General features: G+C 67.8%; 23 protein-coding genes. 9 read left to right on the top strand and 14 right to left on the bottom strand.

What is annotated here, in order from left to right:
- From cysC to AC1RM6_RS27060, 5 genes are all read left to right on the top strand, one after another.
- Window positions 1–756: adenylyl-sulfate kinase (gene cysC, locus AC1RM6_RS27080; protein WP_493107135.1), on the top strand; the 756-nt coding region annotated here is incomplete at its 5' end.
- Window positions 753–1,508 (top strand): 3'(2'),5'-bisphosphate nucleotidase CysQ, encoded by a 756-nt coding sequence (locus AC1RM6_RS27075; protein ID WP_493107134.1) that lies wholly within the window; start codon window positions 753–755, stop codon window positions 1,506–1,508. The genes cysC and AC1RM6_RS27075, both read left to right, overlap by 4 nt.
- Before the next feature lie 199 nt (window positions 1,509–1,707).
- Window positions 1,708–2,469: an SDR family NAD(P)-dependent oxidoreductase gene (locus AC1RM6_RS27070; protein WP_493107132.1), complete on the top strand. Its 762-nt coding sequence runs from the start codon at window positions 1,708–1,710 to the stop codon at window positions 2,467–2,469.
- Between the two features lie 25 nt (window positions 2,470–2,494).
- Window positions 2,495–3,367 (top strand): acyl-CoA thioesterase, encoded by an 873-nt coding sequence (locus AC1RM6_RS27065; RefSeq protein WP_493107130.1) that lies wholly within the window; start codon window positions 2,495–2,497, stop codon window positions 3,365–3,367.
- 22 nt (window positions 3,368–3,389) lie between these two features.
- Window positions 3,390–3,929 (top strand): cupin domain-containing protein, encoded by a 540-nt coding sequence (locus AC1RM6_RS27060; protein WP_493107128.1) that lies wholly within the window; start codon window positions 3,390–3,392, stop codon window positions 3,927–3,929.
- A gap of 185 nt (window positions 3,930–4,114) precedes the next feature.
- On the opposite strand, the gene AC1RM6_RS27055 is transcribed toward AC1RM6_RS27060, so the two are convergent.
- From AC1RM6_RS27055 to AC1RM6_RS27045, 3 genes are all read right to left on the bottom strand, one after another.
- Window positions 4,115–4,984: an alpha/beta fold hydrolase gene (locus AC1RM6_RS27055; RefSeq protein ID WP_493107126.1), complete on the bottom strand. Its 870-nt coding sequence runs from the start codon at window positions 4,982–4,984 to the stop codon at window positions 4,115–4,117.
- Window positions 4,981–6,108 carry a 3,4-dihydroxy-2-butanone-4-phosphate synthase gene (gene ribB, locus AC1RM6_RS27050; protein ID WP_493107124.1) on the bottom strand — a complete coding sequence of 376 codons (1,128 nt, stop codon included), beginning with the start codon at window positions 6,106–6,108 and terminating at the stop codon, window positions 4,981–4,983. The genes AC1RM6_RS27055 and ribB overlap by 4 nt, the downstream gene beginning before the upstream one ends.
- Before the next feature lie 114 nt (window positions 6,109–6,222).
- Window positions 6,223–7,284, bottom strand: a complete 1,062-nt coding sequence (locus tag AC1RM6_RS27045) for a 2Fe-2S iron-sulfur cluster-binding protein (RefSeq protein ID WP_493107122.1) — start codon at window positions 7,282–7,284, stop codon at window positions 6,223–6,225.
- 298 nt (window positions 7,285–7,582) lie between these two features.
- Between AC1RM6_RS27045 and AC1RM6_RS27040 the strand changes: the two genes are divergently transcribed.
- Both AC1RM6_RS27040 and AC1RM6_RS27035 read left to right on the top strand, forming a co-directional pair.
- Window positions 7,583–8,830, top strand: coding sequence for an acetyl-CoA C-acetyltransferase (locus AC1RM6_RS27040; protein WP_493107120.1), 1,248 nt, complete (start codon window positions 7,583–7,585; stop codon window positions 8,828–8,830).
- Window positions 8,827–9,339: a MarR family winged helix-turn-helix transcriptional regulator gene (locus AC1RM6_RS27035; RefSeq protein ID WP_493107118.1), complete on the top strand. Its 513-nt coding sequence runs from the start codon at window positions 8,827–8,829 to the stop codon at window positions 9,337–9,339. The genes AC1RM6_RS27040 and AC1RM6_RS27035 overlap by 4 nt, the downstream gene beginning before the upstream one ends.
- A 172-nt stretch (window positions 9,340–9,511) precedes the next feature.
- Here AC1RM6_RS27035 and AC1RM6_RS27030 read toward each other — a convergent pair whose 3' ends face one another.
- The 5 genes from AC1RM6_RS27030 to AC1RM6_RS27010 all read right to left on the bottom strand — a co-directional run bounded on the left by AC1RM6_RS27030 (window position 9,512) and on the right by AC1RM6_RS27010 (window position 16,601).
- A complete protein-coding gene (locus AC1RM6_RS27030; protein ID WP_493107116.1) occupies window positions 9,512–10,264 on the bottom strand; it encodes an alpha/beta fold hydrolase in 753 nt (250 codons plus the stop codon).
- Between the two features lie 25 nt (window positions 10,265–10,289).
- A complete protein-coding gene (locus AC1RM6_RS27025; protein WP_493107114.1) occupies window positions 10,290–11,720 on the bottom strand; it encodes an oligosaccharide flippase family protein in 1,431 nt (476 codons plus the stop codon).
- Window positions 11,721–11,751: 31 nt separating this feature from the next.
- Window positions 11,752–12,819: a glycosyltransferase family 2 protein gene (locus AC1RM6_RS27020; RefSeq protein ID WP_493107112.1), complete on the bottom strand. Its 1,068-nt coding sequence runs from the start codon at window positions 12,817–12,819 to the stop codon at window positions 11,752–11,754.
- Complete coding sequence (locus AC1RM6_RS27015) at window positions 12,816–15,305, bottom strand: DegT/DnrJ/EryC1/StrS family aminotransferase (RefSeq protein ID WP_493107110.1); 2,490 nt, start codon at window positions 15,303–15,305, stop codon at window positions 12,816–12,818. The genes AC1RM6_RS27020 and AC1RM6_RS27015 overlap by 4 nt, the downstream gene beginning before the upstream one ends.
- Before the next feature lie 255 nt (window positions 15,306–15,560).
- Window positions 15,561–16,601, bottom strand: coding sequence for a purine nucleoside permease (locus AC1RM6_RS27010; RefSeq protein WP_493107108.1), 1,041 nt, complete (start codon window positions 16,599–16,601; stop codon window positions 15,561–15,563).
- A gap of 202 nt (window positions 16,602–16,803) precedes the next feature.
- On the opposite strand from AC1RM6_RS27010, the gene AC1RM6_RS27005 reads away from it, so the two are divergent.
- Both AC1RM6_RS27005 and AC1RM6_RS27000 read left to right on the top strand, forming a co-directional pair.
- Window positions 16,804–17,721 (top strand): hypothetical protein, encoded by a 918-nt coding sequence (locus tag AC1RM6_RS27005; protein WP_493107106.1) that lies wholly within the window; start codon window positions 16,804–16,806, stop codon window positions 17,719–17,721.
- Entirely contained in the window at window positions 17,718–18,863 is a 1,146-nt protein-coding gene (locus AC1RM6_RS27000; protein WP_493107104.1) for a S41 family peptidase, read from the top strand. Before AC1RM6_RS27005 ends, AC1RM6_RS27000 begins: the two co-directional genes overlap by 4 nt.
- Window positions 18,864–18,918: 55 nt before the next feature.
- Here AC1RM6_RS27000 and fabZ read toward each other — a convergent pair whose 3' ends face one another.
- The 6 genes from fabZ to AC1RM6_RS26970 all read right to left on the bottom strand — a co-directional run bounded on the left by fabZ (window position 18,919) and on the right by AC1RM6_RS26970 (window position 25,864).
- Window positions 18,919–19,392, bottom strand: coding sequence for a 3-hydroxyacyl-ACP dehydratase FabZ (gene fabZ, locus AC1RM6_RS26995; RefSeq protein WP_493107102.1), 474 nt, complete (start codon window positions 19,390–19,392; stop codon window positions 18,919–18,921).
- Window positions 19,393–19,399: 7 nt separating this feature from the next.
- Complete coding sequence (locus AC1RM6_RS26990; RefSeq protein WP_493107100.1) at window positions 19,400–20,023, bottom strand: OmpH family outer membrane protein; 624 nt, start codon at window positions 20,021–20,023, stop codon at window positions 19,400–19,402.
- The gene (gene bamA, locus AC1RM6_RS26985; RefSeq protein ID WP_493107098.1) at window positions 20,023–22,644 is read right to left on the bottom strand and encodes an outer membrane protein assembly factor BamA; all 2,622 of its coding nucleotides are present in this window, start codon (window positions 22,642–22,644) and stop codon (window positions 20,023–20,025) included. Before bamA ends, AC1RM6_RS26990 begins: the two co-directional genes overlap by 1 nt.
- 127 nt (window positions 22,645–22,771) lie before the next feature.
- Complete coding sequence (gene rseP / locus AC1RM6_RS26980; RefSeq protein ID WP_493107096.1) at window positions 22,772–23,905, bottom strand: RIP metalloprotease RseP; 1,134 nt, start codon at window positions 23,903–23,905, stop codon at window positions 22,772–22,774.
- Window positions 23,902–25,065, bottom strand: coding sequence for a 1-deoxy-D-xylulose-5-phosphate reductoisomerase (gene dxr, locus AC1RM6_RS26975; RefSeq protein WP_493107094.1), 1,164 nt, complete (start codon window positions 25,063–25,065; stop codon window positions 23,902–23,904). Before dxr ends, rseP begins: the two co-directional genes overlap by 4 nt.
- Window positions 25,052–25,864, bottom strand: coding sequence for a phosphatidate cytidylyltransferase (locus AC1RM6_RS26970; RefSeq protein ID WP_493107092.1), 813 nt, complete (start codon window positions 25,862–25,864; stop codon window positions 25,052–25,054). Before AC1RM6_RS26970 ends, dxr begins: the two co-directional genes overlap by 14 nt.
- Window positions 25,865–25,868 lie beyond the last annotated feature (4 nt).

Below are 25,868 nucleotides of genomic sequence, written 5' to 3'. Positions count from 1 at the left end.
CAGCTCGCGGCCAAGACGCTCGAGCTGAACGCGATCGGGGTCGCCAATCTGTCGACCGACAAGCCTTTGGTGTTCGAAGCTTATGGCGACAACCATACGCTCGGCGGCTTCATCCTCGTCGACAAGATCACCAACGCCACCGTCGCTGCCGGCATGATCCATTTCAGCCTGCGTCGCGCCCAGAACGTCCATTGGCAGGCGACCGACATCGGCCGCGACAGCCATGCCGCGCTCAAGAACCAGAAGGCCTCGGTGCTGTGGTTCACCGGGCTCTCGGGTGCCGGCAAGTCGACGATCGCCAACCTGGTCGAGAAGAAGCTGGCGCGGATGAACCGCCACACCTTCCTGCTCGACGGCGACAATGTCCGCCACGGCCTCAACAAGGATCTGGGCTTCACCGATGCCGACCGGGTCGAGAATATCCGCCGCGTCGGCGAGGTCGCCAAGCTGATGACCGATGCCGGGCTGATCGTGATCACCGCCTTCATCTCGCCGTTCCGTTCGGAACGGCAGATGGTGCGCGAGATGATGGCGCCGGGCGAGTTCATCGAGGTCCATATCGACACGCCGCTGGCCGAGGCCGAGGCGCGCGACGTCAAGGGCCTCTATGCCAAGGCGCGATCCGGGCAGCTCAAGAACTTCACCGGGATCGACAGCCCCTATGAAGCCCCCGAGGACCCCGAGATCCGCATCGACACCACCGGCATGACCGCGGAAGAAGCCGCCGACGCGATCGTCGCGAAGCTCATCCCATGAGCGAGGACAGCAAAGCGCTGAACGACGCCGAACTCGCCGCGCACCTCGCCGAGGTGGCGGGGCGGATCCTGCTCGAGGTGCGCAAGTCGGGGATGTTCCCCGACAAGGCGCTGGGCAAGGCGGGCGACCAGACCGCCAACCAGTTCCTCGTCCACGCCTTGCGCGCGCAGCGGCCCGAGGATGGGTTGCTGTCGGAAGAGGAAAAGGACAATCCCGAGCGGCTCGCCAGGTCGCGGGTGTGGATCGTCGATCCGGTCGACGGCACCCGCGAATATGGCGAGCACCGCACCGACTGGGCGGTCCATGTCGGTCTGGCGATCGACGGGGTCGCCGAGATCGGCGCGGTGGCGCTGCCCGGGCTCGACCTCGTGCTGCGCACCGACCAGGTCGAGGCCGTCCCGCCGGCGCCGGCCAGGCTCCGCATGGTCGTCAGCCGCACCCGCCCCGCCAAGGAAGCGGTCGCGGTCGCCGAGAAGCTCGGCGCCGAGCTCGTCCCGATGGGCTCGGCCGGGGCCAAGGCGATGGCGATCGTTCGCGGCGAGGCCGACATCTATCTCCACACCGGTGGCCAGTATGAGTGGGACAGCGCCGCCCCGATCGCGGTGGCGCGGGCTTATGGGCTGCACTGCTCGCGGATCGATGGCAGCCCGATGGTCTACAACAACCAGGACGTCTATCTGCCCGACCTGCTGCTGTGCCGGCATGAGCATGCCAAGCAGGTGCTCGATCTGTTGGGCGAACTGGCAGGCTGAGCGACGGCGTGATGCGGGTTCCCAAATAGCACCGTCATCCCGGACTTGATCCGGGATCTCACTTCTTCTTTCGGCCGCCAAAGGCAAAGAGATTCCGGGTCAAGCCCGGAATGACGGAGGAGGGAGAGGCCCAACTCAGCGCTCGTGGGACGGATGCAGGACGGGGGCGCGCGCAAAACGACATGAGGGAGGATCGACCATGGCCGAGCGTTTCAAGGACAAAACCGTTTTGGTCACCGGCGCCGCCGGTGGACTTGGGCGCGGCTTCGCGCTCGGTTTCGCGCAGGAAGGTGCGCGGCTGGTGCTCGCCGACATGAACCTGGCCGGGCTCGAAGAGACGCAGAAGCTGCTCGCGGAGATCGGCGCCGACAGCTCGATCCACACGCTCGACCTGGGCGTCGAGGCCGAGATTCACGGTTTCGCCGCCGAGGTCGCGGCGCGCCATGACAGGATCGACGTGCTGATCAACAATGCCGGGCTCGCTTATGGCGAGATCGCTCATTCTTTCGAGACGCTGAGCCAAGCCAAATGGCTGCACTTCTTCGCGGTCAACAGCGTCGCGCCGCTGCTGCTCGCCCAGGCGCTGCGCCCGCAGCTCGCGGCGGCGCAGGGGGTGATCATCAACCAGTCGTCGATGGCGAGCCATGTCCCCGGCACCGCTTATGGCATCACCAAGGCGACGCTCAATTCGATGACCTATGCGATGGCGCACAGCTTCGGCAAGGACGGCATCCGGGTCAACGCGATCGCCCCCGGGCTGATGGAGACCCCGGCGAACAAGGCCAGCCTGCCCGATGCGACCTATGACCGCATCCAGTCGATGCAGATATTGAAACTGCACGGCACCGCCGACGACATCGTCAAGCTCGGCCTGTTCCTGGCATCGGACGACGCGCGCTTCATCAATTGCGAGCTGGTCCATTGCGACGCCGGCAATCAGCTGCGAGGGTGGCGGGTCTGAAGACCGGACAGGCCGAGGATCGACGATGACCGAAGGACCGGCGCTGAGCATCAGCGCCACCGAATTGCTGGCGCTCGAGACGGTGTCCGAGCGGCATTTCCGCAGCGTGAAGAATTTCGACAACAGCCGCGGCGCGATCTTCGGCGGACAGCCGCTGGTGCAGGCGCTGTCGGCGGCGCAGCGGACGGTGCCCGACTGGCCGGCGCACAATCTGTCGACGCTGTTCCTGCGCGCGGGCGCCCCCGGCGAGCCGATCGACTATGAGGTCGAGGTCACCCGCGACGGCCGCCGCTTCGCCTCGCGCCGGGTGCGCGCGTCGCAGGGCGGCAAAGCGATCTTCGACATGCTGTGCTCGTTCCACGACCCCGAGCCCGGCCCCGCGCACCAGTTTCTCGACGGCGCGATGCCGCCCGATCCCGATACGCTGCAGAGCCTGAGCGATTTCATCGCGGTGCATGGCGACAAGCTGCCCCGGGCGCTGGCGGAGACCTATGGTGCGACCTTTCCGATCGAGCTGCGGCTGATCGAGCCCGAGAAGATCTTCTTCGAAAAGATGACCGAGCCGAAGCGGGATTATTGGTTCCGGATGGCGTCGGGGGCGGCGCTGGCCGATCCGCGCGACCAGCAGGCGCTGCTGGCGTTCATGTCCGATTTCTGGTTCGCCGGCACCGCCGCCGCATTGCATTTCCCGCCGGCGCAGGCCGCGGCGATCGCGGTGGTGACCCTCAACCACAGCATGTGGTTTCATGCACCGCTGCGGGTCGACGACTGGCTGCTCTACCGCACCGAAAGTCCGTGGGCCGCCGACGGGCGCGGGCTGGTCAACGGATCGATCCATGACCGCAGCGGCCGGCTGCTCGCGAGCACGGTGCAGGAAATCAGCATGCGAACCTTCTGATCCCGAACGCGTGGAGACCGACATGAACGACCAGGTGAAACTCGGCGAACGCACGCCCTTCGCGATCTTCCGCAAGGCCGATGCCCGGCCCGAGGACGGTATTCCGATCATGACCCGCGCACCGATGTCCGACGCGGCCGCCGACGGCGGGCGGCGGATGATGGAAGCGGGGATCGAGGCCGGCCACGAGAACCGGCTGCTGTTCGCCGCGGGCGATTTCAGCCTGTCCTATGCCTGGTTCAAGAGCTTCTACCCCCTGCCCCGCCACGCCCACGACACCGACTGTCTCTATTATATCGTCGCCGGATCGCTCCGGATGGGGCGCGAGGAGCTCGGCGCGGGCGACGGTTTCTTCGTCGGCGCCGGTACGCCCTATACCTATACCCCCGGCCCCGCCGGGCTCGAAATCCTCGAATTCCGCGCGCATGGCGCGTTCGACATCAAGCTGCTCGCCGGCAATCCGGCCTTCTGGGATCGGGCGGTCAAGACCGTCGAGGATAATCGCGCCGCCTGGGCGACCGAGCGGCGGCCTTCGGAGACGGGTGGGCGCGGCGACGGTTGAGGGAGCTGCGCCTTACTCGATCCTCCCCATGCCTGCATGGGGAGGGGGACCATCCGCAGGATGGTGGAGGGGGCTTCCGACCGTGAAGCCATAGCTAATCGTTGAGCTTCTGCATCACCCCTCCACCACCCTTCGGGTGGTCCCCCTCCCCAGCTTTGCTGGGGAGGATCCAAGTTCGCCTGACCTCAACGCCCTTCGCGCAGGAACGCCAGAAGGTCGGCGATGAACGCCTCGGTGCGGTCGTGATGGACCCAGTGGCCGGCGCCTTCATAGCTGGTGACGCGCGCGTCCCGGAACTCGGCGGCGCGGCCGTCGAGGTCGGGATGGTCGGCCCAGCTCTCGCCGCCATGGACCAGCCAGGCCGGACAGCTAATCTGCCGCCACAGCCGGCGCTGGTCGTCATTGTCGATGTCGACCGGGTAGCGTGCGCGCAGGAAGGGATCGAATTTCCAACCAAGGCTGCCATCGGCCTGCTCGCGCACGCCATGGACGGTCAAATGGTGCGCCTGTTCGGGGCTGAGACGGGGATTTTCGGCCTGCATGCGGGCCTGGGCCGCCTCGATCGTCGGATAGGTCCTGGCCGGCCGTCCGCCGATCCGGCGGCGGTCCTCGACGAAGTTGCGCCACTTCGTCTCGACCGGTTCGGCTTTGTAGGCCGCGGTCAGGCCGATCCCCTCGATCGCAGCGATCCGGCTGACCTTCTCGGCGAAGAGCGCGGCATAGCGCAGCGCGATCGCGCCGCCCAGCGAATGGGCGACGATCATCACCGGCCCTCCGCCGACATGATCGATCAACGCCGCGAGGTCCTCGACGAAGAACGGCCCCGAATAGGCCCCGTCGGGCGACCAGCCGCTGTCGCCATGGCCGCGCAGATCGGGGGCGACGACATGATGGTCGGGGCGCAGCGCCCGTGCCACCGCATCCCAGTTGCGAGCATGGTCGCGCCCGCCATGGACGAGGACGACGATCGGCGCGCCGTCATTGCCCCAGTCGACATAGTTGAGCGCGAGCCCGTGGACGTCGAAGCGGCGGGCGATCGGTTCGGCGTCGATCACCGGAGCGGCCGCGCGCCCTGATCCTCGGTCACCGGCTTGCGATCGACGATCTTGAGCCCGAAGCCTTCGAGCCCGGCGAGCTTGCGGGTGCTCGAGGTCAGCAGGATCATCTCGTGGACGCCCAGATCCTTGAGCATCTGCGCGCCGATGCCGTAATCGCGCTGGCTGTTATTGTCCGAATAGGCCTGGCGTCCGCCCGAGATCCGGCGCGAGATCGAGGCGAGATCGGGGTCGCGCACGAACACCGCCACCGCCGGGCCGTCATGCCGGGCGAGCGTGCGGATCGACTGCGGCACATAATCGCGCCGCGCGGCGTCCCAGCCGAGCACGTCGGCGGTGAGATCGAGTTGGTGGACCCGCACCAGCGTCGGCACATTGGCGCGGATCGTGCCGCGCACCAGCGCGACATGTTCGCCGCCGTCGATCCGGTTGCGATAGACGATGATCCGGAAATCGCCGCCATAATGGCTCGAGAACGGCTCCTCGGCGACGCGTTCGAGCAGGAATTCGGTGCGGCGGCGATAGGAGATCAGGTCGGCGATCGTGCCGATCTTCAGCCCGTGGGCGCGGGCGAAGTCCATGAGTTCGGGCAGCCGGCTCATCGTGCCGTCCTCGTTCATGACCTCGCAGATCACCCCGGCGGGGATCAGCCCGGCGAGCCGCGAGATGTCGACCGCGGCCTCGACCTGACCGGCGCGCACCAGCACGCCGCCGTCGCGGGCGACGAGCGGAAAGACATGGCCGGGCGAGACGAGATCGGCCTTGCCCATTGCCGGATCGACCGCGACCGCGATCGTGCGCGCGCGGTCGGCGGCGGAAATGCCGGTGCTGACCCCTTCGCGCGCCTCGATCGAGACGGTGAAGACGGTGCCCTGCCCCGACTGGTTCCGCGCCGCCATCGGGCTCAGATCGAGCTGCTGCGCACGATCGGAATCGATCGCGAGGCAGATCAGGCCGCGGGCATGGGTGGCCATGAAATTGACGATGTCGGCGCCGCCGAACTGCGCGGCAATGACCAGCGCGCCCTCATTCTCGCGATCCGATCCGTCGACCAGGATATAGGGGCGCCCGGCGCGGGCCTCCGCGATGATCTGCTCGATCGGCGAAATTTCGACTTCAGACACCTTGTTTCCTCTTCGCGTCGTGCCGTGCCGGCGATCCTGTCGCCCCCGCGGCTCCGTTGCGCGCGTCCTTATCGCATCGCGAACGGCTTGGCGACGGGCGCGACCTCGCGAAATTCAGTCTTCGAACAGGACGCTGACCTCGCGGGACGTCGGCAGTCCCTGGCAGGTGAGGATATAGCCCTGCTCGACCTCGGCCGGGGTGAGCGCGTCGTTGCAGAACATCGCGACGCTGCCGGTCAGGACCTTCGCCATGCAGGTGGCGCAGGCGCCCATCTGGCATGAGACCGGCGGATGGACCCCGGCGCGGCGCGCGGCCTCGACGATGGTGTCGCCGGCCTCATAAGGGATGACATGCTCTTTGCCACGCAAGGTGATCACCAGGCTTTCGCAGACCTGACTCAGCGTCACCGCATCGCCGGTCGGCACCGCCAGTTCGTCCTCGTCGGGGGGCGAGACGAACCGCTCGGTGAAGATGTGGTCGAGATCGGCCCCCGAGGCGAGCGCGGCGGCCTCGACGACGGTCATGAAGCCCGCCGGCCCGCAGATATAGAGATCGGCATCGGGCACCAGCACGCCGAGCGCACGGACCGCGGCCTTGTCGATCAATCCGCGGTCGGCATCGCGCCAGTGGATCAGCCGCAACCGGTCGCCATGCGCGGTCGCGAGCGCATCGAGTTCGCCCGCGAAGATCGTCGAGCCATGGTCGCGATTGGCATAGACCAAGGTCACCGGCCGCGCGGTCGAGGCCAGCGCCGCCTTGGCGAGCGACAGGATCGGGGTGATGCCGCTGCCGCCCGCGAACAGCAGCAACGGCCCCTCGTCGCGGCGCAGGCAGAAGATGCCCGCCGGCGGCATGACGTCGACGATGTCGCCGGGCTCGAGCTGGTCGTTGATCCAGCGCGAGACCCGGCCGTCCCCGACCCGCTTGACCGTGATCCGCATCGTCCGATCGGTCTCGGGCGCGGTCGACATCGAATAGCAGCGCCGCAACGCCTTGCCGTCGAGCGTGACGCGCAGCGTCACATATTGGCCGGCGCGATAGGCGAAATGCGGTTCGAGCGCGGCGGGCAGATCGAGGATGATCGACACCGCATCGTTCGCTTCGCGTTCGACCGCGGCGACCCGGATCGGGTAAAAGCCTTCGGCATCGGCGGTGCGGGTTTCGGGGAGCGTCATGGCCTGTCCCGAGCGGCCGTTCGGCGCCCGGCCTTCATCAATGGAGATATTTTCCGACACCGGGTCGACGCCTGCGCATCGATTCGACGGAACCGTTCATACAGCAGACGGCCCGGCCGAACGCCAGCCGCAGACCTTGAAAACAGGCCGGTAATGCCGCAGCCGACATCGCTCCCGCGTTATCGAGAACGGGCGGGCGATGCTGCGCGCAAAGCGGCCGCTGCGCTTTTCTTCGTTGGAAAAGCGTGCCAATCTTGAGATCGCGCAAAGGTCGCGCCAATCCAACACGGGAAGCAGGATGTCCGAAGCCTATATCATCGATGCCGTTCGTACGCCGCGCAGCATAGGCAAGGTGGGCAAGGGCGCGCTTTCGGTGATGCATCCCCAGCACCTCGCCGCGACCGTCCTGAAGGCCCTGAAGGAACGCAACGACATCGACACCGCCGAGGTCGACGACATCATCTGGGGCACCAGCGCGCAGATGGGCAAGCAGGGTGGCGACATGGGCCGGATGGCCGCGCTCGACGCCGGCTATGACGTCAAGGCGAGCGGGGTCACCCTCGACCGTTTCTGCGGCAGCGGGCTGACCGCGACCAACCTTGCCGCCGCGCAGATCATGTCGGGCATGGAAGATCTCGTCATCGCCGGTGGCACCGAGATGATGTCCTATGTCAATGCGACGGTGGGGGAGATCATCGGCGCCGGGATCAATCTCGGCGGCCTCGGCAATCCGCGCCTCCAGAAGACGCATCCCCAGTCGAACCAGGGCGTCGCCGCCGATGCGATCGCCGCACTCGAAGGCATCGGCCGCGAGGAACTCGACGCCTATGCGCTCGAGAGCCAGCGCCGCGCCGGGGTGGCGATCGCCGAGGGCCGTTTCGCCCGGTCGGTGGTGCCGGTCGTCGACGATGACGGCAATGTCGTGCTCGACCATGAGGAATTCCCGCGGCCGAACACCACCGCCGAGGATCTGGCGGGCCTCAATCCGAGCTTCGCCAAGGTCGCCAACATGGCCGCCGACAAGAGCGGCACCACCTATGCCGAATATATCCAGCAGCGCTATCCGGGGATCGAGATCGTGCCGGTCCACCATGCCGGCAGCTCGTCGGGCGTGGTCGACGGCGCCGCCGGCCTGCTGCTCGCCTCGGCCGACTATGCGAAGAAGAAGGGCTGGAAACCGCGCGCGCGGATCGTCGCGACCGCCAATATCGGCGACGATCCGACGCTGATGCTCAACGCGCCGGTGCCCGCGGCGAAGAAGGTGCTGGCCAAGGCCGGCCTCACCGTCGACGATATCGACATCTGGGAGGTCAACGAGGCGTTCGCGGTGGTGGTCGAGAAGTTCATCCGCGACCTCGGCATCGATCGCGAGAAGATCAACGTCAATGGCGGGGCGATCGCGCTCGGCCATCCGATCGGCGCGACCGGTGCGATCCTGATCGGCACGGTGCTCGACGAACTCGAGCGCCGCGACCTCAAGCGCGGCTTGATCACGATGTGCGCCGCCGGCGGCATGGCCCCCGCTATCATCATCGAGCGCGTGTGAGCCAGACCGACATCCTCTCCGAGCGCAAGGACGCCGACGGCCAGCCGAGCCGGCTCAGGTTGAACCTGCCGCCGGACAATCGCCGGCGCTCGATCGGCGTCAAGCTGGCGGTGCTCGCGCGGCAGATGCGGCAGCGTTTCGATACCCGTGTCGAGGCGATGGGGGTCACCCGCGCCAAATGGATGCTGATCGCCACCGTCGCGCATAATCCCGGGGTCACCCAGCGCAACATCGCCAGCCTGCTCGAAGTCACCGACGTGACCGCGGGGCGGCTGATCGACCGGATGTGTGCCGACGGGCTGCTCGAGCGCAAGGAAAACCCCCAGGATCGCCGCGCCTATTGCGTCGACGTGACCGCCGCCGCCGAACCGGTCCTCAAGAATCTGGCGGCCGCGGTCGCCGATTATGAAGAAGAGGTGTTCGCGATGCTCGACGAGAGCGAGCTGGCGACGCTCGACCGACTGCTCGACAAGCTGTCGAAGGGCCTGGTCAACTCGCGCGACACATAGCGTCAACGGCTCTTCTTCGCTTGAGTGGTGGTCGGCGCACCTCACCTGCGTCATCCTGAACTTGTTTCAGGATCCACCGTGCGACAAGGGGCCGTTCCCGAGTATCAGAGTGGATGCTGAAACAAGTTCAGCATGACGGTTGAGGGCAGGTTCGCGTCTAGCCCACCGGCCGTCACGATCGCGCAGCCTCGACCAGCAGGATCTCGGCGAGCCCTTGCGGGCGGGTGTTCATCGCCTGATGGCCGGCATCGAGGCGGACGATCCGTTCGGCGCCGAAGCGCTCGGCGAAACGCTCCTGCCAGGCCAAGGGCAATATGCCGTCCTGCAGGCAGGCGATGTAGGTCGCGGGGACATGGTCGAGCCCGTCATAGCGCCAGTCGGTCGCCAGGGTGACCGGCATCGGCCACATGTCGGGACCCAGCCGCGCCAGAAAGGCGGCTCCCTCGTCGGCGGCCATGTCGTTGCAGAACATCAGCGGATATTGTTCGGCGTGCGGATGGCGCCTGGGGTCGAGCGGCCAGCCGACCTGGTCGGGATGCTCGCCATGGCGGCTGTCGCCCATCAGGGTGATCGGGTTCTGGCCGGGCAGCGGCGCCGAGCAGGTGATGTAGATCAGCCGGCGGAACAGATCGGGCGCGCGCTGGACAAGCCGCGGCATCATCGATCCGGCCTGCGAGTGGCCGACCAGCACGACATCGCGCAAGCCGACCGCCACGATATCGGCGATCAGTTCGTCGGCGGCCTCGTCGGGGCCGATTGCGGCGGTGTCGCGACCGCGCTTCACGCCGCAGCCGGGGATGTCGAGCGCGAGCGCCCGGCCATAGTCACCGTCGCTCTGCCGGTCGAGCGCGGCGATCACCGCGTCCCACACCCAGCTCCCCTGCCCGCCACCGTGCAGGAAGGCAAAATCGGTCGCTTTCGTCATCATCCCCTCCGACCCGTTCCGGCGCTCAGACCGTAGGGACCGCCCGCAAGGAAGCAAGACGCAGATGACGCAGGCCGGCGGGCCAGAGCAGCGCGAGGGAGAGTCCGTAGGCGACGACGCCGCACATGACGGTGGCGACCAGCGTCGGCAGCGGACCGCCGGCGATGAGCAGCGGACGGATGCCGACGATCGCCGCGCTCATCGCCAGGGTCGCCCCGGCTGCGGGCGCGATCGCCGCGACCAGCGCGGAGGGCCGCAGCCCGATCACCGGCAGCGAGATCGCCGCGGTGAAGATCGCGAGCAGCGGGAAGCCGAGGATCCACGCCCAGGCAAAACCCTGGGCGCCATGCGGTGCGGCGACCGCGAACGCCGCGGGCATGATCAGGCAGCCGGCGGCGGCGCCATAGACCGCGTGCATCGGCCGGCCGAGCGCGTTGGTGACCGGCGAGAACATGATCTGCAGCGTCACCCAGGGCATCGCCACCGCCAGTCCGCGGACGATCGGCGCCGTGCCCGTCCAGTGATCGCCGAGCACCACCGCGACCAAAGGCTCGGCGGCGAGCGCCATCCCGGCATAGAAGGGCAGCGCGATCGCCATCACCATCCGCACCGATCCGGTGAAGGCGATCGCGACCGCCTGTCCGCCTTCGCCCACCGCCTGGGCATAGCCGGCATAGGCGACCTCGTTGAAGGCGGGCATGAACTTGGCGGTGAGGATCTGCGCGAGGAACAGAGCGGTGGTGTAGAGGCCGAGCTGGTGCGGATCGAACCAGCGCCCGCCGATCAGGACATCGGCCTGGACCTGCCCGAACCATAATAGCTGGCTGCAGGTCAGCGCGATGCCGAACCGGGCGAGCGCGCCCATCCCGGTCCATCCGAACCGCGGGCGGAACCAGAGCCGGGCGCCGATCGTCAGCAGCGCCGCGCGGGTCGCCACCATCGCCAGCGGCGCCGCGACCAGCGTCCATATCCCCCAGCCGGACAAAGCGCCGATCGCGCCGACCGCGGCCGACATGATCGCGGCCGCGAGCGATGCGAGCGCCTGTGACCGGAAGTCCATCCGGCGGCTGAGCAGCGCCCGGCCGAGCACGGTCGCGGGAACCGCGAGATAAGCGAGCGCCTGGACCCGCAGCAGATCGGCGACGATCGGCTGCCGGCACCAGGCCGCGACGACCGGCGCGGCGAGGCACTGGACGATCGCGAGTGCGAGATTCAGCAGGATCAGTAAGCCGAACACCCGACGGATATGGCCTTGGTCGAGCTGCTTCTCGCGGATCAGGGCCGCGGCGATCCCTTCGCCGCCCAGCATCGCCAACAGCGCGAGCAGAGGCTGGGTGAGCGCGAACAGGCCGTAATCGGCCGGCGACAGCAGCCGGATCACGAGGAAAGTCGCCGACCATGTGATCAGCTGGGCGACGAGTTGGCTGCCCGAGCGCCAGGCCAGCGCACGGATCATGGGTAGCCGCAACGCCGGGGCTGCCACCATGTCAGGCCGCGGCGCGGCGCAGCAGCGATCGGCCCTTGCCGACGATCGCCGACTGGAGCAGCGCCGCCGGCGACAGCCCGTCACTGGCGATCCCCGACGGCCGCGCGGCCAGCGCCGCACCGACCGACATCAGCCCGGCGCGCACGCCGCGCCCGGCCGACAGCCACCAGAGCTTCGACGCCTCATGCGCGATGAAATCGGCCGAGGCCCGGTCGATCCCCGAGCGGCCGCGGCCATAGGCCTTGAGCCGCGCGACGACATGGCCGAGGGCGGCGAGTTCATGGTCGCTGGCGGGCGGCTGTCCGTCGAGGATCAGGCGCGCGACGAGATCGGCGCTCGCCGCCGCGCCCTCGCCGAAGATCGGCCGATAGGCCTCGGTCAGCACCCGACAGGCGCTGGCGGTCATGATCGCCTCGTGGCGCTGCGACGCGCCGCCCTCGTGCCGGCGATAGATGGTCAGTTCGTCGTCGATCCGGGCGATCCGGCCGAGCGCGCGGATGCGGTGATAGAAGTCGAAATCCTCGGCATAGAGATGTTCCGGCCGCGTCACCGGATCGAGCGCGGCCATCGCCTCGGCGCGGAACATCACCGACGACCAGATCAGCGGGTTCTGGAGCAGCAGCAGCCAGTCGAGCAGCGCCGGGGTCGTTACCGTCGGGCGCCGTCCGGGGAAGATCTCGCCGCCGCGCAGTTGCGACGCGGCGGTCGCGACCAGCACAACGTCATCATGGGTTTCGAGATAGGCGACCTGTCGCGCCAGCCGGTCGGGATGGCAGATATCGTCCTGGTCGAGTGCGGCGACATAGCGACCACGGGCCGCCGCGAAGCCGCGGTTGCGCGCCCGGACGGGCCCCCGGTTGGTCTCCGACGCCAGCACCCGGATGCGCGGATCGGTGCAGCGCTCGATCACCGCCAGCGTGTCGTCGGTCGAACGGTCGTCGACGACGATCAGCTCGAAATCGTCGAAGCTTTGCGCGACAAGACTCTGGATTGTCTCGCTTATCAATGCGCCGCCATTATAGGCGGCCATGATCACGCTGACCGTGGGATGCGAGGATGTCATGGTCATGCCACCGCCCGTGCGGCGCGCTCGCCGAGCTGATCGAGGATCAGCGACCCGACGTCGTTCTGCCAGAGCCACAGCCCATTGGCCTGGCCGCGAAAGCTCGGTTCGCCGCCGAGCGCCCCGCTGGGAACGAAGCCGGCGGCGAGGCCGATGCCGAAGGCGCCGGCAACCGGCCGGCCATCGGCGTCGAGCAGCCGGCATTGGCGATCGACCATCGCGAGACGGCCAGGGGCCCGGGCCTGGAGCGCGATCGCCCGGCCGTCGGTGCCGAACAGCGGGATCGCGCGTGGGCGATAGCCGAGCGCCGATACGACCAGGTCGGCGCGCTCGATCAACGCCAGCGCCGCCGGGTCGACACCGTCGGCCAGCCGGTGCAACGCGACGCGCGGATCGGGTTCGCGTCCGCCGATCCCGAGCATCCGCAGCACCAGTTCGCGTGCGTCGAGCCGGAAGCCGCCGAGCCGATAAACGAAGCCGCTGACCGGGCAGATGTCCGCCGCATCGAAATCGTCATAACCGTCGGCATAGGCCGCCTCCGCCGACGGATAGAAGGGGCGCAACGGCCGGCGATGGAGCAGGCCGATCGCGCCATGGCCGAGCGGCAGTCCGGCCTTGAGCAGCAGGCTCACCGTCGCCAGCGCACTGGTCGAGCCGCCGACGACGACGATCCGCGGCGCACGGCGGCCGTCGAGCCGCGCCGCGATGCGATCGATGCCGCCGGTCGCCAGCAGATCGTCGGACTGGACCAGGCGGTGGCCCGCCTGGCCGACCAGCGAGGAGCCGCCGATCTGTTCATGCTGGAGCGCCGAGAGCGGCTGTTCGCCGCCGGTCGCGACGACGAGGTTGCGCGCGACGATCGCGGTGCGGCTGCCGTCGGCGCGGTGGAGATCGACCCGCCAGTCGCCGCCCGGGGTGCGGCGCGCGCCGCGCACCTCCTGGCCGGTCAGCACCGATCCGCCATGCGCGCGCACGACCTCGGCCAGCCGGTTCGAAACCGCGCGGAGGAAGGGCCCGAGCAGATGGAGCGGCACGCCGAGCCGGTCGCGATGCGCCGCGATCATGCGCGCGGCCTCCCCGTCGAGCAGCGCCGCCAGATCATGATGGTCGGTGCGCGCGGCGCTGAGGAAGGTGTCGGCGCTGCTGTCGGACGGGATCGCATAACCGCCGAGCGCGCCGTCGCCGATGCCCGCCGAACGTTCGACCAGGACCAGGCCCGAACGGGCGAGCGCCTCGAGCCGGCCTTCGCGGGCGGCGGCGATCAGCAATGCGGTGCCGGCCGGCCCGCCGCCGACGATCATCGTCGAGGCGACGGCAGGCGTGGCCGGAACGACGGATCGCGGTGCCGGCCGGGCGCAGAGCCGTTGCACGTGGCCGGCGATCTCGCGGACATCGGCTTGGGTCATCCGGTCGGTGAGCGGCAGCGACAACATCCGCGCACCGAGCGCGTCGGCCTCGGGGGTCGGTTCGACGAGGCAGCTTTGCGCGAAATAAGGCTGCTGGGCGAGGTGCGGGCTGAAATAGCTGCCCGACCCGATGCCCTGCGCGGCGAGCCCGGCGGCGATCTCCGCCCGGCGCGGCGCGGCATGGTCGGGCAGCAGCAACGGCAGGAACTGCATCGCCTGGCGGCGGGCGCGAGGCCGCTGCAGGATGAAGCCGTCGCCAAGTTCGGTGCGGTAGAGCTGGTGGAGCGCGGAACGATGCTCGGCCAGCGTGTCGATGCGATCGAGCTGGGCGCTGGCGATCAGCGCAAGGACTTCGGGAAGCTTGGCGTTCAGACCCGGCAGATCGGCGGCGCGGGTCGCACCGAAGCCATAGTTGGTCATGCGGCGCAGCCGGTCGACGAGATCGGCGTCGGTGCTGTGGATCAGCCCGCCCTCGGCCACCGCGAACGGCTTGGTCGCGTGCATCGAAAAGACGACCGGAAAGGGGCAGCCGGTGCCGAAGCCCCTGCCCTTCGCGTCGATCGTACCGAGCGAGGAGGCGGCGTCGACCACCACCGCGACGCCGTGCCGGTCGGTGAGCATGCGATAACGGTCGAGATCGATGTCGGTGCCGAAGGCGGCATAGGGCACGACCACCGCGATCCGGTCGCCATGGAGCGCGAGCAGCCTTTCCTCCTCGCGCGCCGACACCGTCCAGTCCTCGGGATCGCAGTCGCACAGCAGCGGCGTCAGCCCGGCCCACAAGGCGGCATGGGCGGCGGCGGCGAAGGTGAAGCTGGTCATCAGCGCGATCGGCCGCTCGCCGGACGGGTTGTGCGCCTGCCATGATGCGACCGCGTCGCGCAGCGCGATCATCAGCGCGACGGTGGCATTGCCGGTGGCGAGACAGGTTCCGAGGCCGCCGAACAGCCGCGCGGCGACATCGGCCTCGAAGGCGCGCACCGCCGGGCCGCCATTGCTGAACACCCCCGACGCCTCGACCCGGCGCAAGGCGTCGGCCATGTCGCTGAGCCTGGGCGGATCGGGCTGGATCAAGGGCAGGCGCAAACGGACAATCCTCCGACCGTGCGGAAGGCTTCCCGCACGTCGGATCGTCATAGCGCGGACCGGTTACCCGAAGGTTGAAGCCGGTTCGCGGTCGTCGTTCGCGCTGTTTCGTCGCTCGGCTATCGTGCCAATCGGCGCTGACTTAACCCATCATCCCGGACTTGATCCGGGATCTCCCTTCTTCTTGCTCCCGCGCAAGGCAAAGAGATTCCGGGTCAAGCCCGGAATGACGGGGGAAGCGAATGCCGACGCCCCCTATTCCGGGGTCCTGTCCGCATAACGGGGCCAGTTGGCGACCAGTTCGTGGACGACCACGCTGCCCGCGCGATACGCCGCCTCATAAGCGGGCATGCCCTTGCCCGGATAAGGCGCCATCACCGATTCCAGCGTGGTCTGACCGGGTTTGCCGGTCGAATAGTTCGAGCCGGTGCGCAGTACCATCAGCCGGTCATAATCGGCCTTCTTCATCCGATCGAGGCGGGTCATCGCTTCGGCGATCGCGCTGTCCTCCATCTGGGTCATGACATATTCGCCCTTGCCGCCGGTGAACAGCCGCGCCCAGTCGTTCGCCCATTGGTTGAGCGCCTTGCCATGCCAATAATGGTTCGAAGTGACGCTGTCGCCGATCATCACCCGCGGCGGCTTCTGCGCGTTGGGGAAGCCGGTCCATTCCTTGGCGGCGGCCGCCATTTCGGGGGTGTAGACGAGCTTGACGTCCTCGGTCAGGCCGTAGGCCCAGGCGGCCAGCTTCGGGTTGAGCGGGAACACCTCGGGATAAGGGCCGTCGGGGCCATAATCCTCCTTCTGTTCGGGCAGCGTGTTGGGGGCGTGCGATCCGGCCGGATAGAGGCCGTACGGCCAGCCGGCGGGCGCCTCGCGCATGTCCATCGACTTGGTGACGTCGTTGAACACATAATTGGCCCAGGCGGCGGTGCCGATCGTGCCGTCCTCGGGATCGACCCCGGCGATGCCGGCGACGAGCCAATAGGCCTTGGTCAGATCGAAGCGCGGATCGGTGCCGAGCGCCATCACCGAGGCGCCCGAATTGACCAGCGACATGCCGGTGACGATCGCGACGACGCTATGATCCTTGTTGGTCAGCAGTGGATGGACCCCGCCGGGAAAGTCGATCTTCTCGTCGAGATGCTCGCGTTCGGCCCAGAGCTGGAGCTCGCCGACCCCGTCGCCGGTGTCGGCGCCGACCTCGAAGGTGGTCACGATCACCACCTTGATCGGCCAGGGATCGGCCGCCTGTGCCGGCGCGGCGAAGGCGGCGGCCAGCGCCATTGCGGCCATGGCCGAACCACGGCAAAGAACCTGTCTGAAATCCATCGGCTTAACCCCCTGTGACGAGCCGCCCCCTCCGATGTTTCTCGCTTTGCACGACCGCTATCAACCGCAAGCCGGCCGCGCAACCGGAGGTAAGCGTTTAATTACTTCATCGGGCACGTCGCGAGACCGGGAACCGGGGTTCGGGCGGGCCGTTGGCGCGGGTGCGATGAAGCCGCTTGCCGTCCTCCTGACGATCATCCTGCTGGCCGGCCCGGCTGCGGCCCGCAAGCCGAGGCCGCCGACCGGCACGATCATGCTCGATATCGCCGATCCGGTGGTCGAGGCGAAGATCGCCGGGGTGACGCTGCGGCTCCGGGTGGGCCTGGAGGCCAAGCCGCTGATCGAGCTCAATCCCGATGCCGCGGCACGGCTGCCGGTCGCCTTCGCCGCCGGGTTCGATGCCTATGTCGGTCGCGACATCGTTCGCGGCACATCGGCCGAGGCGCCGGTGACGATCGGCGGCCGGCCGGTGATCGCGCTGCTCTCTTCGCACGGCCGGCCCTGTTGCGCCGGGGTCGACGGGACGATCAGCCCGTCGCTGCTGCCTTATGCCGAGGTTCGCTTCGTGCGGGCCGGCGCGACGCCCGGACAGACGGTCGAGCTTGCCATGACCGACAGCGACATGCGCGGACTCGAGGCGCCGGTGACGATCGGCCAGGCGCAGATATCGATCCAATTCTCGTTCGATCGCGCCGACAGCGTCGCGACCCAGGCGGCGGGCGCGATCCTCGCCCGCGCTTATGGCGGCGACTTCGAACCCGGCGGCGCCGAGACCCCCGCCGCCTTCGGGCTCACCCGTCCGAGCCGGACCCTCCGCTTCGCGCGGTCGTTCACCCTCGCCGGCTTCGGCTTCGACCGGCTGATCACCCGGGTCGCCGACTTCGGCGGACGCGAGGAGATCGCGACGCACCCGACCGACGATGCGCCGGACGACGCGATCAGCGTGGTGCGGCCGATCAGGCGACAACCCGCCTGGCCGGTGGTGCTGATCGGCCGCGACCGGATCGATCGCTGCCATATGCTGTCGTTCGAGACGATCAGCCATCGATTGACGCTCGACTGCGATTTTTCGGGCGGGCGATGATCAGGTGGCTCGGCGCGCCGTGCCTGCTGATGCTGTTGGCGGCAGCCGCGACGCCGAGCCGCGATGCGGCCCGGAATGCCGCGACCTTCGACCGTGCCTGGTCGATCGTCACCCGCGATTATTGGGATAGAAGCGCAACCCGGGCGACCTGGAGCACCGCGCGCGATCGCTTCCGCGGGCAGGCGCTGGCGGCGTCCGACGATCGGGATTTCTACAAGACTCTCAACGCCATGCTCGACACTCTTCACAGCAGCCATCTCTATGCCCTGCCCGCCGGTCGGCAGGCCGGGTCGCGCCATCGGCTCGATCCCGACCTCGCCGCCGCACTGGGTTTCGAGGCCTATGAGAGCAAAGGCGCGTGGCGCGTGACCGCGGTGCGGAGCGGTGGTCCCGCCGACCGTGCGGGTGTCGCGATCGGCGCCGAACTGATCGGCGTCGGCGGTCGCCCGCCGGGCGATGCCGAAGCCGCTGCGCCCGGCAGCCACGTCATCGTGGCGCTGGCCGACGATCATGGCCGGTCGATCCGGATCGACCTGGCCGCGATGGCGGCGCGGGGCGAGTCCGATCGGCGCGCACGGATATTGCCGGGCGGGATCGCCCTGCTTCGCTTCGATGGTTTCGAGGCCGGCATCGATCGCTGGCTCGCCGGGCAGCTTGCCGCGCCGCCACCCGCCATGATCCTCGACCTGCGCTACAACCATGGCGGCACCGCGGAGAGCCTCGCCCGGGTCGCCGGGATGTTCGAGCCCGGGACGGCGATCTTGCAGCGCGGGAGCGCGGACCATAAGCACGTCGACCATGCCGTTGCGATGAAGATCCGTTATGGCGGACCGCTGGCGGTGTTGGTCGGCCCCTATAGCGCCAGCGCCGCCGAACTGTTCGCGGCCTTCGTCCAGGACAATCGTCTCGGCATCGTCGTCGGCCAGACGACCGCGGGGCGGGTCACCGCCGGGGTCGAACATCGCCTGCCCGACGGCGGGACGTTGATGGTCGCCGAGGAGGACGTCCGCACCGGCCATGGCGCGCGCCTCGAAGCCGTCGGGCTGGTACCCGCCTACCCCGTCAGCGCATCGGCCGCGGATCTCCGCGCGGGCCGCGATCCGGTGCTCGACCGCGCGGTGGAACTGCTGGGCAGCCGATAGGCAAAAGGCCGGCGATCGCTCGCCGGCCTTTCATTCTTATGGCGAAACCGAGCGGTCAGTCCTTCGGCGGATCGGCGATCATCGCGGTGAAGCTGGCTTCGGCCGCCAGCTTCTCGCCGAGCCAGGCCTTGCCTTCGAACTTGCAGACCGAGGCGCGCTTCTGGAGGAAGCGCACGTCGAGCCTGAGCAGCACGCCGGGTTCGACCGGGGTCCGGAACTTCACGCCGTCGATCGACATGAAATAGACCAGCTTGCCGGTGCCGGCGAGGCCGAGCGATTCTACCGCCAGCACCCCCGCCGCCTGCGCCATCGCCTCGACGATCAACACCCCCGGCATGATCGGCCGGCCGGGAAAATGGCCGGCGAAGAAGGGTTCGTTGATCGTCACCGCCTTGATCGCGACGATGCGCTCGTCGATCACGAGGTCTTCGACCCGGTCGACGAGCAGCATCGGGTAGCGATGCGGGATCGACGCCATGACCCGCCTGATGTCGAGCGGGCCCATGGTGCTGGCTTCGGTATCGCTCATCCGTCGATCAGCGGCCGGTCGGCTGACCCGCAGCGACGCCCTGGCCCGGCTGCCAGTTGGCGGGGACCGCGATCGAGACGCTCGGCACCAGCGCGTTGAGCTGGGTGATGACGTCGGGGGTCAGATCGCCGGTCGGCAGCCACAGCACCGCGGCGTCGGGCTGAAGCGCGATGTTGACCTTCTTGGCGGCCATCGCGGCGCGAACGGCCTGCTCGAGCTTGGCCTGGATCTGCTCCTTGGCAAAGGCCTGCGCGCGCGCGAACGGCAGCGCCATGCGCTGAAGTTCGGCCTGATAGCCCTGCGCCTTGGTCTGGAACGCCGCGATCTTCGCGTCGAGCGTCGCCTTCGGGGTCGCCGGATTCTTCTGGAGATTCTCGATCTCGGTACGCGCCGGGTTCAGCTCGTTCGAGATCGCGGTCTGACGGGCTTCGAACGCCGCGATCTGCGTCGCATAGGTGGTCTTGATCTGACCGGCCGCCGCGGTGAAGGCCGCGCTCTGGTTGACCGCACCATCGAGATTGACCATCGCGGCCGACTGGCCGGCGACGAACTGCGCCGCCGCCGGGGTGGCGGCGATCACCGGGGCAAGCGCGGCGGCGGCAAGTGCCGCGATCTTGATCAGAGATTTCATCAGAACTGGGTCCCTACGTTGAACGTGAAGAGTTTGGTGTTGTCGCCGGGCTCCTTGAGGAGAGCCTTGGCGATGTCGATGCGGAACGGGCCGAATGGCGAGTTCCAGTTGACGCCGAAACCGACCGAAAGGCGCGGCTTGGCGCTGTCTCCGAAAAATTCTTCCTTGTAGACACCCAAGGGCAGGTTCGGAACCATGAAGGCCGTCACATCGGTCGTGGTGGCCGTCTGCGTCGCATCGGTAAAATAAAGCTGCCGCCCTTGCGAGTCCGTCTGCGCCCGCGTGGTGGGTACGCAATAAGAATCCGTCGCGCCGTCCACGCCCTTGATTCTGTTGCCGTTGATCGTGCAGCCATCGGAGATCGACGGATTCTTGATGCCGAAGACCGCACCGACATCCGCGAAGATCGACGGACGCAGGCCCAGTTCGCGCGCGCCATTGCCGAGCGGAAGCTCGAGCTCGAGCCGCGCCTTGTAATAGGCCGTGCCACCCAGCGCGTCGTCGGTATAGCTGTTCTTGTCGGTCCCGAGCACCGGCGCCGCCGGAACGGTCGTGTCGTAGAGATAGCGCCGGACGCGCGGACCGATGCCGCGGATACCGAAGCCGCGCATCTGCGGTTCGCCGAGGAAATAGCGGTCGGTCAGGCGGATCGCCTGTCCGAGCCCCTTGATATAGCCGCCCTCGGCGCCGGCCGAGAGCACGAAGCCCGATCCGAGACCCCAATATTTGTCGGCGCTGAACCCGGTCTTGATATAGCGGACGTCGCCGCCGAGACCGGCGAAATCCTGGCTGAAGATCGCGCGCTGGCCGCGGGTCGGGCGGATGCGGTTGTTGAGATTGTCGAACACCAGCGAATAGCCGGTCGACGAGGTCAACCGCTTGCCGATCGCGTCGCACAGATAGCGGCCGGCGAGCGTCGGATCGCATGCGCCATTGGTGTAGAAGGTGAACTTGTTGAGCGAGACGTCGTCATAGCTCAGCCCATAGCGCAGCGCGAGCGACACGAATTCGGTGAGCGGCACGCCGGCACGGACCTGGAAGCCGGTCGTCGTCTGCTGATAGGTGGTGTTGCGATCCTGCCCCTGATAGTTGAAGCTGTTGTAATCGCGACGGAAAACGTCGAAACCGACCGCGATGTTGCGATCGAACAGATAGGGTTCGGTGAAGCCCGCCTCGATCGACTTCGAATAGGTCGAATAGGAGACGCTGGTGCGGACCTCCTGGCCCTTGCCCATGAAGTTGCTCTGGCGGATCGACAGATCGACGATGAACTTCTCGAGGCTCGAATAGCCCGCCGACACCTGGAGCTGACCGGTGGCCTTTTCCTCGACGTTTGCTTCGAGCACGACGCGGTCGGGCTGCGATCCGGGCTTCTGTTCGACCTCGAACTTGTCCTGGAAGAAGCCGAGCGACTGGATGCGGTCGCGCGAGCGCTTGACCTTGAAGCTGTTGAAGGCGTCGCCCTCGGACAGGCGGAATTCGCGCCGGACCACCTTGTCGCGGGTGGTGGTGTTGCCGTTGATATCGATCCGCTCGACATAGACGCGCGGCGCCTGGTTGATCTTGAAGGTCACCGCCATTTCGCGCGTGTCCTTGTCGCGCGAGAAGTCGGGCCGGACATCGGGGGTGAAGCCGAACAGGCCGGTCGCCTCGGTGATCGAGTCGACCGTGTCCTCGACCAGCTTGGCGTTGTACCAGTCGCCCTTGTGCATCGGCAGCAGATATTTGAAATCGGCGGCCTTGATGTCGCGGATGTCGCTTTCGAGGTCGATCGCGCCGAATTTGTAGCGCTCGCCTTCCTCGACGACATAAGTGATGATGAAGTCCTTCTTGTCCGGGGTCAGTTCGGCGACCGCGGACACCACCCGGAAATCGGCATAGCCGTTGGTCAGGTAGAACTGGCGCATCTTCTGCTGATCGTAGGACATGCGGTCGGGATCGTAGGACGTCCCCGACGAGAAGATCTTGGTGAGCCCGGTCTGCTTGGTCGCCATCTCGCCGCGCAGGCGGCCGTCGGAGAATTTCTCGTTGCCGATGATGTTGATCTTGCGGACCTTGGACTTGTCGCCCTCGTGGATCTCGAAGATGATGTCGACGCGGTTCTGGTCGAGCAGCACCATCTTGGGCTCGACGGTGGCGGCGAAGCGGCCCTGGCGGCGATAGAGTTCGATGATCCGGTTGACGTCGGCGCGGACCTTCGAGCGGGTGAAGATCTGGCGCGCGGCCAGCTTGATCTCGGGGTTGATCTTGTCCGACTTCAGCCGCTTGTTGCCCTCGAGCACGATGCGGTTGATCACCGGATTCTCGCGGACCTGGATCGTCAGATTGCCGGTGCCGTCGTCGCGGATCTGGACGTCGGCGAACAATTCGGTCGCGTAGAGATCCTTGAGCGCCTGGTCGAGATCCTCGCGGGTATAGGGCTCGCCCGCCCGCAGCTTGACATAGGAGCGCACCGTGTCGGGCTCGAGCCGCTGCGATCCCGCGACGTTCACGGTCTTGATCGTGCCCGAATAGACCGGCGTCGCGGCAGCCGCGGGCTTCGCCGGCGGCGTCGCGCCGGGGGCATTCTGGGCCTGCAGCGGAGCGGCGATACCGCCGAGAGTCGTGCCGACCATGAGCATCGAAAAGAGCCGAGACCGATTGAAGTTCGTCGTCGTCGCCGTCACGCGTCCCCGCCCTTTGAATAAGATATGAACACTTCGTTTCCGATATACGGCCTTGCAATGCGCATGCACTGCCCGATCCTCGTCAGCCGATCAACCCGGCAAGCCGTTCCCACGCGCCGAGCGACAGAATATCATTGAGCGTAACGAAGATCATGAAGCTGAGCAGCACCGCCAAGCCCGACCGAAACGCCCATTCCATCGCCCTTTCCGGCACGGGCCTGCGCGCGATGCCTTCGAACAGGTAGAAGGCCAGATGCCCACCGTCGAGCATCGGGATTGGCAGCAGGTTGATGAATCCCAGATTAATCGAAATGAAGGCCATCAGCATGACGAGGTTCATGCCGCCGAGCGAAGCCTGCTGTCCGGAGACCTGTGCGATCTTGATCGGGCCGCCCAGTTCCTTGACCGAGCGCCGCCCGGTGATGATCTGGCCGAGCGTGTCGATCATCGTGCGGACGATCGAGAAGGTCTGCCGGGTCGCCGCCACCGGCAGTTGCAGCAGCGGCACCGGTTCGATCACCGGCTGGCCCGACATGATCCCGATCATACCCTTGCGGAATTCGTTGCCGAAGCGGTCGCGCTCGACATCGGCGGTGGTGGTGAGATCGACCGTGCCCGGCCGGCCGTCGCGCAGATAGTCGACGCGCAGCCGCTCGTCGGGGCGGAAGCGGATCAGTTCGGCCATTTCGTCGAACGTGTCGACCTGGCGTCCGGCGATCGCGACGATGCGGTCGCCGATCTTCAGCCCCGCCTTCGCGGCCGCGCCGTTTTCGACGAGGCCCGCCAGCAATGCCGGGGTGCGCGGCTGACCATAAGCCGCGAAAAAGGCCATGAAGATCGCGATCGCGACCAGGAAATTGGTCACCGGCCCGGCGAGGACGATCAGGAAACGCTGCCAGACCGGCTTGGCCTGGAAGGTCATCGCGCGCTCTTCGGGTGGGAGCGCCAGCCATTCGTCGGTCGGCTGGCTCGCCGGGTTCATGTCGCCAGCGAACTTCACATAGCCGCCCATCGGCAGCCATCCAAGCTTCCAGCGGGTGCCGCGGCGATCGGTATAGCCGAGGATCTCGCGGCCGAAGCCGATCGAGAAGGCGTCGGCCTTCACCCCGAAGATCCGCCCGGCAAAATAATGGCCGAGTTCGTGGAGAAAGATCAGCGGCCCGATCACCAGCAGAAAAGCCAGGATCGAGAACAGGATACCAGGTTGATCGATCACGCCGCCATAACCTCCATCGCCGCCTGCGCATATATACGCGCCTCGGCATCCACGGCGAAGACATCGTCGAGGCTGGCAGGCGCCGCCGGATCATAGCGGTCAAGCACTTTGCGAACCGTTGACACGATGTCGAGAAATCCGATCCGGCCGGCGAGGAAGGCGGCGACCGCCTCCTCATTGGCGGCGTTGAGGATCGCCGGGCGCGCGCCGCCCGCGGCGAGCACGGCCCGGGCCAACGCCAGCGCCGGGAAGCGTATCTCGTCGGGCGCCTCGAAATCGAGCCGGGCCAGCGCGGCGAAGTCGAGCGGCGGCATCGGCGTCGGCATCCGGTCGGGCCAGGCCAGGGTGTGCGCGATCGGCACCCGCATGTCCGAGGGGCCGAGCTGGGCGAGCACCGATCCGTCGACATATTCGACCATCGAATGGATCACCGACTGGCGGTGGACGATGATCTCGATCCGGTCGGGCGCGACGGGAAAGAGCCGGGCGGCCTCGATCAGTTCGAGCCCCTTGTTCATCATCGTCGCCGAGTCGATCGAGATCTTGGCGCCCATCGACCAGTTGGGATGGGCGACCGCCTGGGCGATCGTCGCCGCCGCCATCCGCTCGAGCGGCCAGTCGCGGAACGGCCCGCCGCTGCCGGTGAGGATGATCCGGCGGACACGCTTCGTGCCCGCAGGATCAAGGCACTGGAAGATCGCATTATGTTCCGAGTCGGCGGGCAGGATCGTCGCCCCGCTGGCGCGCGCGGCGGCGAGGATCAACTCGCCCGCCGACACCAGCGGCTCCTTGTTGGCGAGCACCACCGTGCCCCCCGCCTCGACCGCGGCCATCACCGGGCCGAGCCCGGCGCAGCCGACGATCGCCGCCATCGTCCAGTCGGCCCCTGCCCCCGCCGCGTCGACCACCGCCTGCGGCCCGCCGGCCGAAGCGATGCCGGTGCCGGCGAGCGCCTGGCGCAGAGCGGGAAGACAGGCCTCGTCGGCGATCACCGCCTTCCTGGCGTTGGTGCGGATCGCCGCGGCGGCGAGCTTGTCGGCGTCGCGGTGGGCGGTGAGCAGTTCGACGACGAACGCGTCGGGGTCGCGCTCGATCAGGTCGAGCGTCGACGAGCCGACCGATCCGGTCGCACCGAGGATCGCGACGCTACGCGGGTGCATGGATCAGTCCCGCGACGATCGCCGCGGCCATCAGCACCGCCACCGGCACCACCCCGTCGAGCCGGTCGAGAACGCCGCCATGGCCCGGCAGCAGCTTGCCGCTGTCCTTGACCCCCGAAATCCGCTTGAGCCAGCTTTCGAACAGGTCGCCCATCTGTGCCGCGACCGCGAGCGGAGCGCCCAGGCCATAGAGGATCGCGGGCAGCCCGGCGACCCAGGCGACCAGCGCGCCGAACGCAAGCGCCGCGACCATGCCGCCGATCAGCCCGGCCCAGGTCTTGTTGGGGCTGAGCCGCGGCGCGAGCTTCGGCCCGCCGATCGCGCGGCCGGCGAAATAGGCGCCGATATCGGTCGCCCAGACGACCACCAGGGTCCAGAGCGCGAGGGCCAGCCCGGCCTCCTGTTCGCGCAGGAACACCAGCGAAAGCGCCGGAAAGACGACATAGATCAGCCCCCAGCCGAGCCGGGCGCTGAACGTCACCACCGCGAGCAGGATCGCCGCCGCGCCGGCCAGTTCGCCGGCCTGCGACAGGATCGGGTCGCGATGCGCGGCGAAGAAAGGCCGGTCGACGAACGTAAGGCCATAGGCCATCAGCATCGCGACCAGCACCAGCGCAAGGCCGGTCTTCCACGTCGCCGCCTTCATCATCCCCGCCCATTCGCGGATCATCAGCAGCGCGAGCAGGCTGGCCATCGCCCAGAAGACGAGGCCGCCCAGATAGAGCGCGCCGAGCGCCAGCACGATCATCACCACGCCCGACAGGACGCGTTTCTGCAGTTCGGACGGGCCGGACGCCATCGGC

It is taken from the genome of Rhizorhabdus sp. GW822-FHT03C02 (genome assembly GCF_058801765.1).
The sequence above is the reverse complement of the archived record's forward strand: the minus strand, read 5'-3'. Positions and strand labels throughout refer to the sequence as shown.

Bases quoted from the DNA above. Each gene is read 5' to 3' on its own strand.
- bamA (WP_493107098.1), bottom strand. From the start codon at position 22,644: ATGCTCATGGTCGGCACGACTCTCGGCGGTATCGCCGCTCCGCTGCAG.
- AC1RM6_RS27060 (WP_493107128.1), top strand. From the start codon at position 3,390: ATGAACGACCAGGTGAAACTCGGCGAACGCACGCCCTTCGCGATCTTC.
- AC1RM6_RS27025 (WP_493107114.1), bottom strand. From the start codon at position 11,720: ATGATCCGTGCGCTGGCCTGGCGCTCGGGCAGCCAACTCGTCGCCCAG.
- AC1RM6_RS26970 (WP_493107092.1), bottom strand. From the start codon at position 25,864: ATGGCGTCCGGCCCGTCCGAACTGCAGAAACGCGTCCTGTCGGGCGTG.
- dxr (WP_493107094.1), bottom strand. From the start codon at position 25,065: ATGCACCCGCGTAGCGTCGCGATCCTCGGTGCGACCGGATCGGTCGGC.
- AC1RM6_RS27065 (WP_493107130.1), top strand. From the start codon at position 2,495: ATGACCGAAGGACCGGCGCTGAGCATCAGCGCCACCGAATTGCTGGCG.
- AC1RM6_RS27045 (WP_493107122.1), bottom strand. From the start codon at position 7,284: ATGACGCTCCCCGAAACCCGCACCGCCGATGCCGAAGGCTTTTACCCG.
- AC1RM6_RS27075 (WP_493107134.1), top strand. From the start codon at position 753: ATGAGCGAGGACAGCAAAGCGCTGAACGACGCCGAACTCGCCGCGCAC.
- AC1RM6_RS27070 (WP_493107132.1), top strand. From the start codon at position 1,708: ATGGCCGAGCGTTTCAAGGACAAAACCGTTTTGGTCACCGGCGCCGCC.
- AC1RM6_RS26990 (WP_493107100.1), bottom strand. From the start codon at position 20,023: ATGAAATCTCTGATCAAGATCGCGGCACTTGCCGCCGCCGCGCTTGCC.
- AC1RM6_RS27010 (WP_493107108.1), bottom strand. From the start codon at position 16,601: ATGGCCGCAATGGCGCTGGCCGCCGCCTTCGCCGCGCCGGCACAGGCG.
- AC1RM6_RS27000 (WP_493107104.1), top strand. From the start codon at position 17,718: ATGATCAGGTGGCTCGGCGCGCCGTGCCTGCTGATGCTGTTGGCGGCA.
- AC1RM6_RS27020 (WP_493107112.1), bottom strand. From the start codon at position 12,819: ATGACCATGACATCCTCGCATCCCACGGTCAGCGTGATCATGGCCGCC.
- fabZ (WP_493107102.1), bottom strand. From the start codon at position 19,392: ATGAGCGATACCGAAGCCAGCACCATGGGCCCGCTCGACATCAGGCGG.
- AC1RM6_RS27005 (WP_493107106.1), top strand. From the start codon at position 16,804: ATGAAGCCGCTTGCCGTCCTCCTGACGATCATCCTGCTGGCCGGCCCG.
- AC1RM6_RS27040 (WP_493107120.1), top strand. From the start codon at position 7,583: ATGTCCGAAGCCTATATCATCGATGCCGTTCGTACGCCGCGCAGCATA.
- AC1RM6_RS27030 (WP_493107116.1), bottom strand. From the start codon at position 10,264: ATGACGAAAGCGACCGATTTTGCCTTCCTGCACGGTGGCGGGCAGGGG.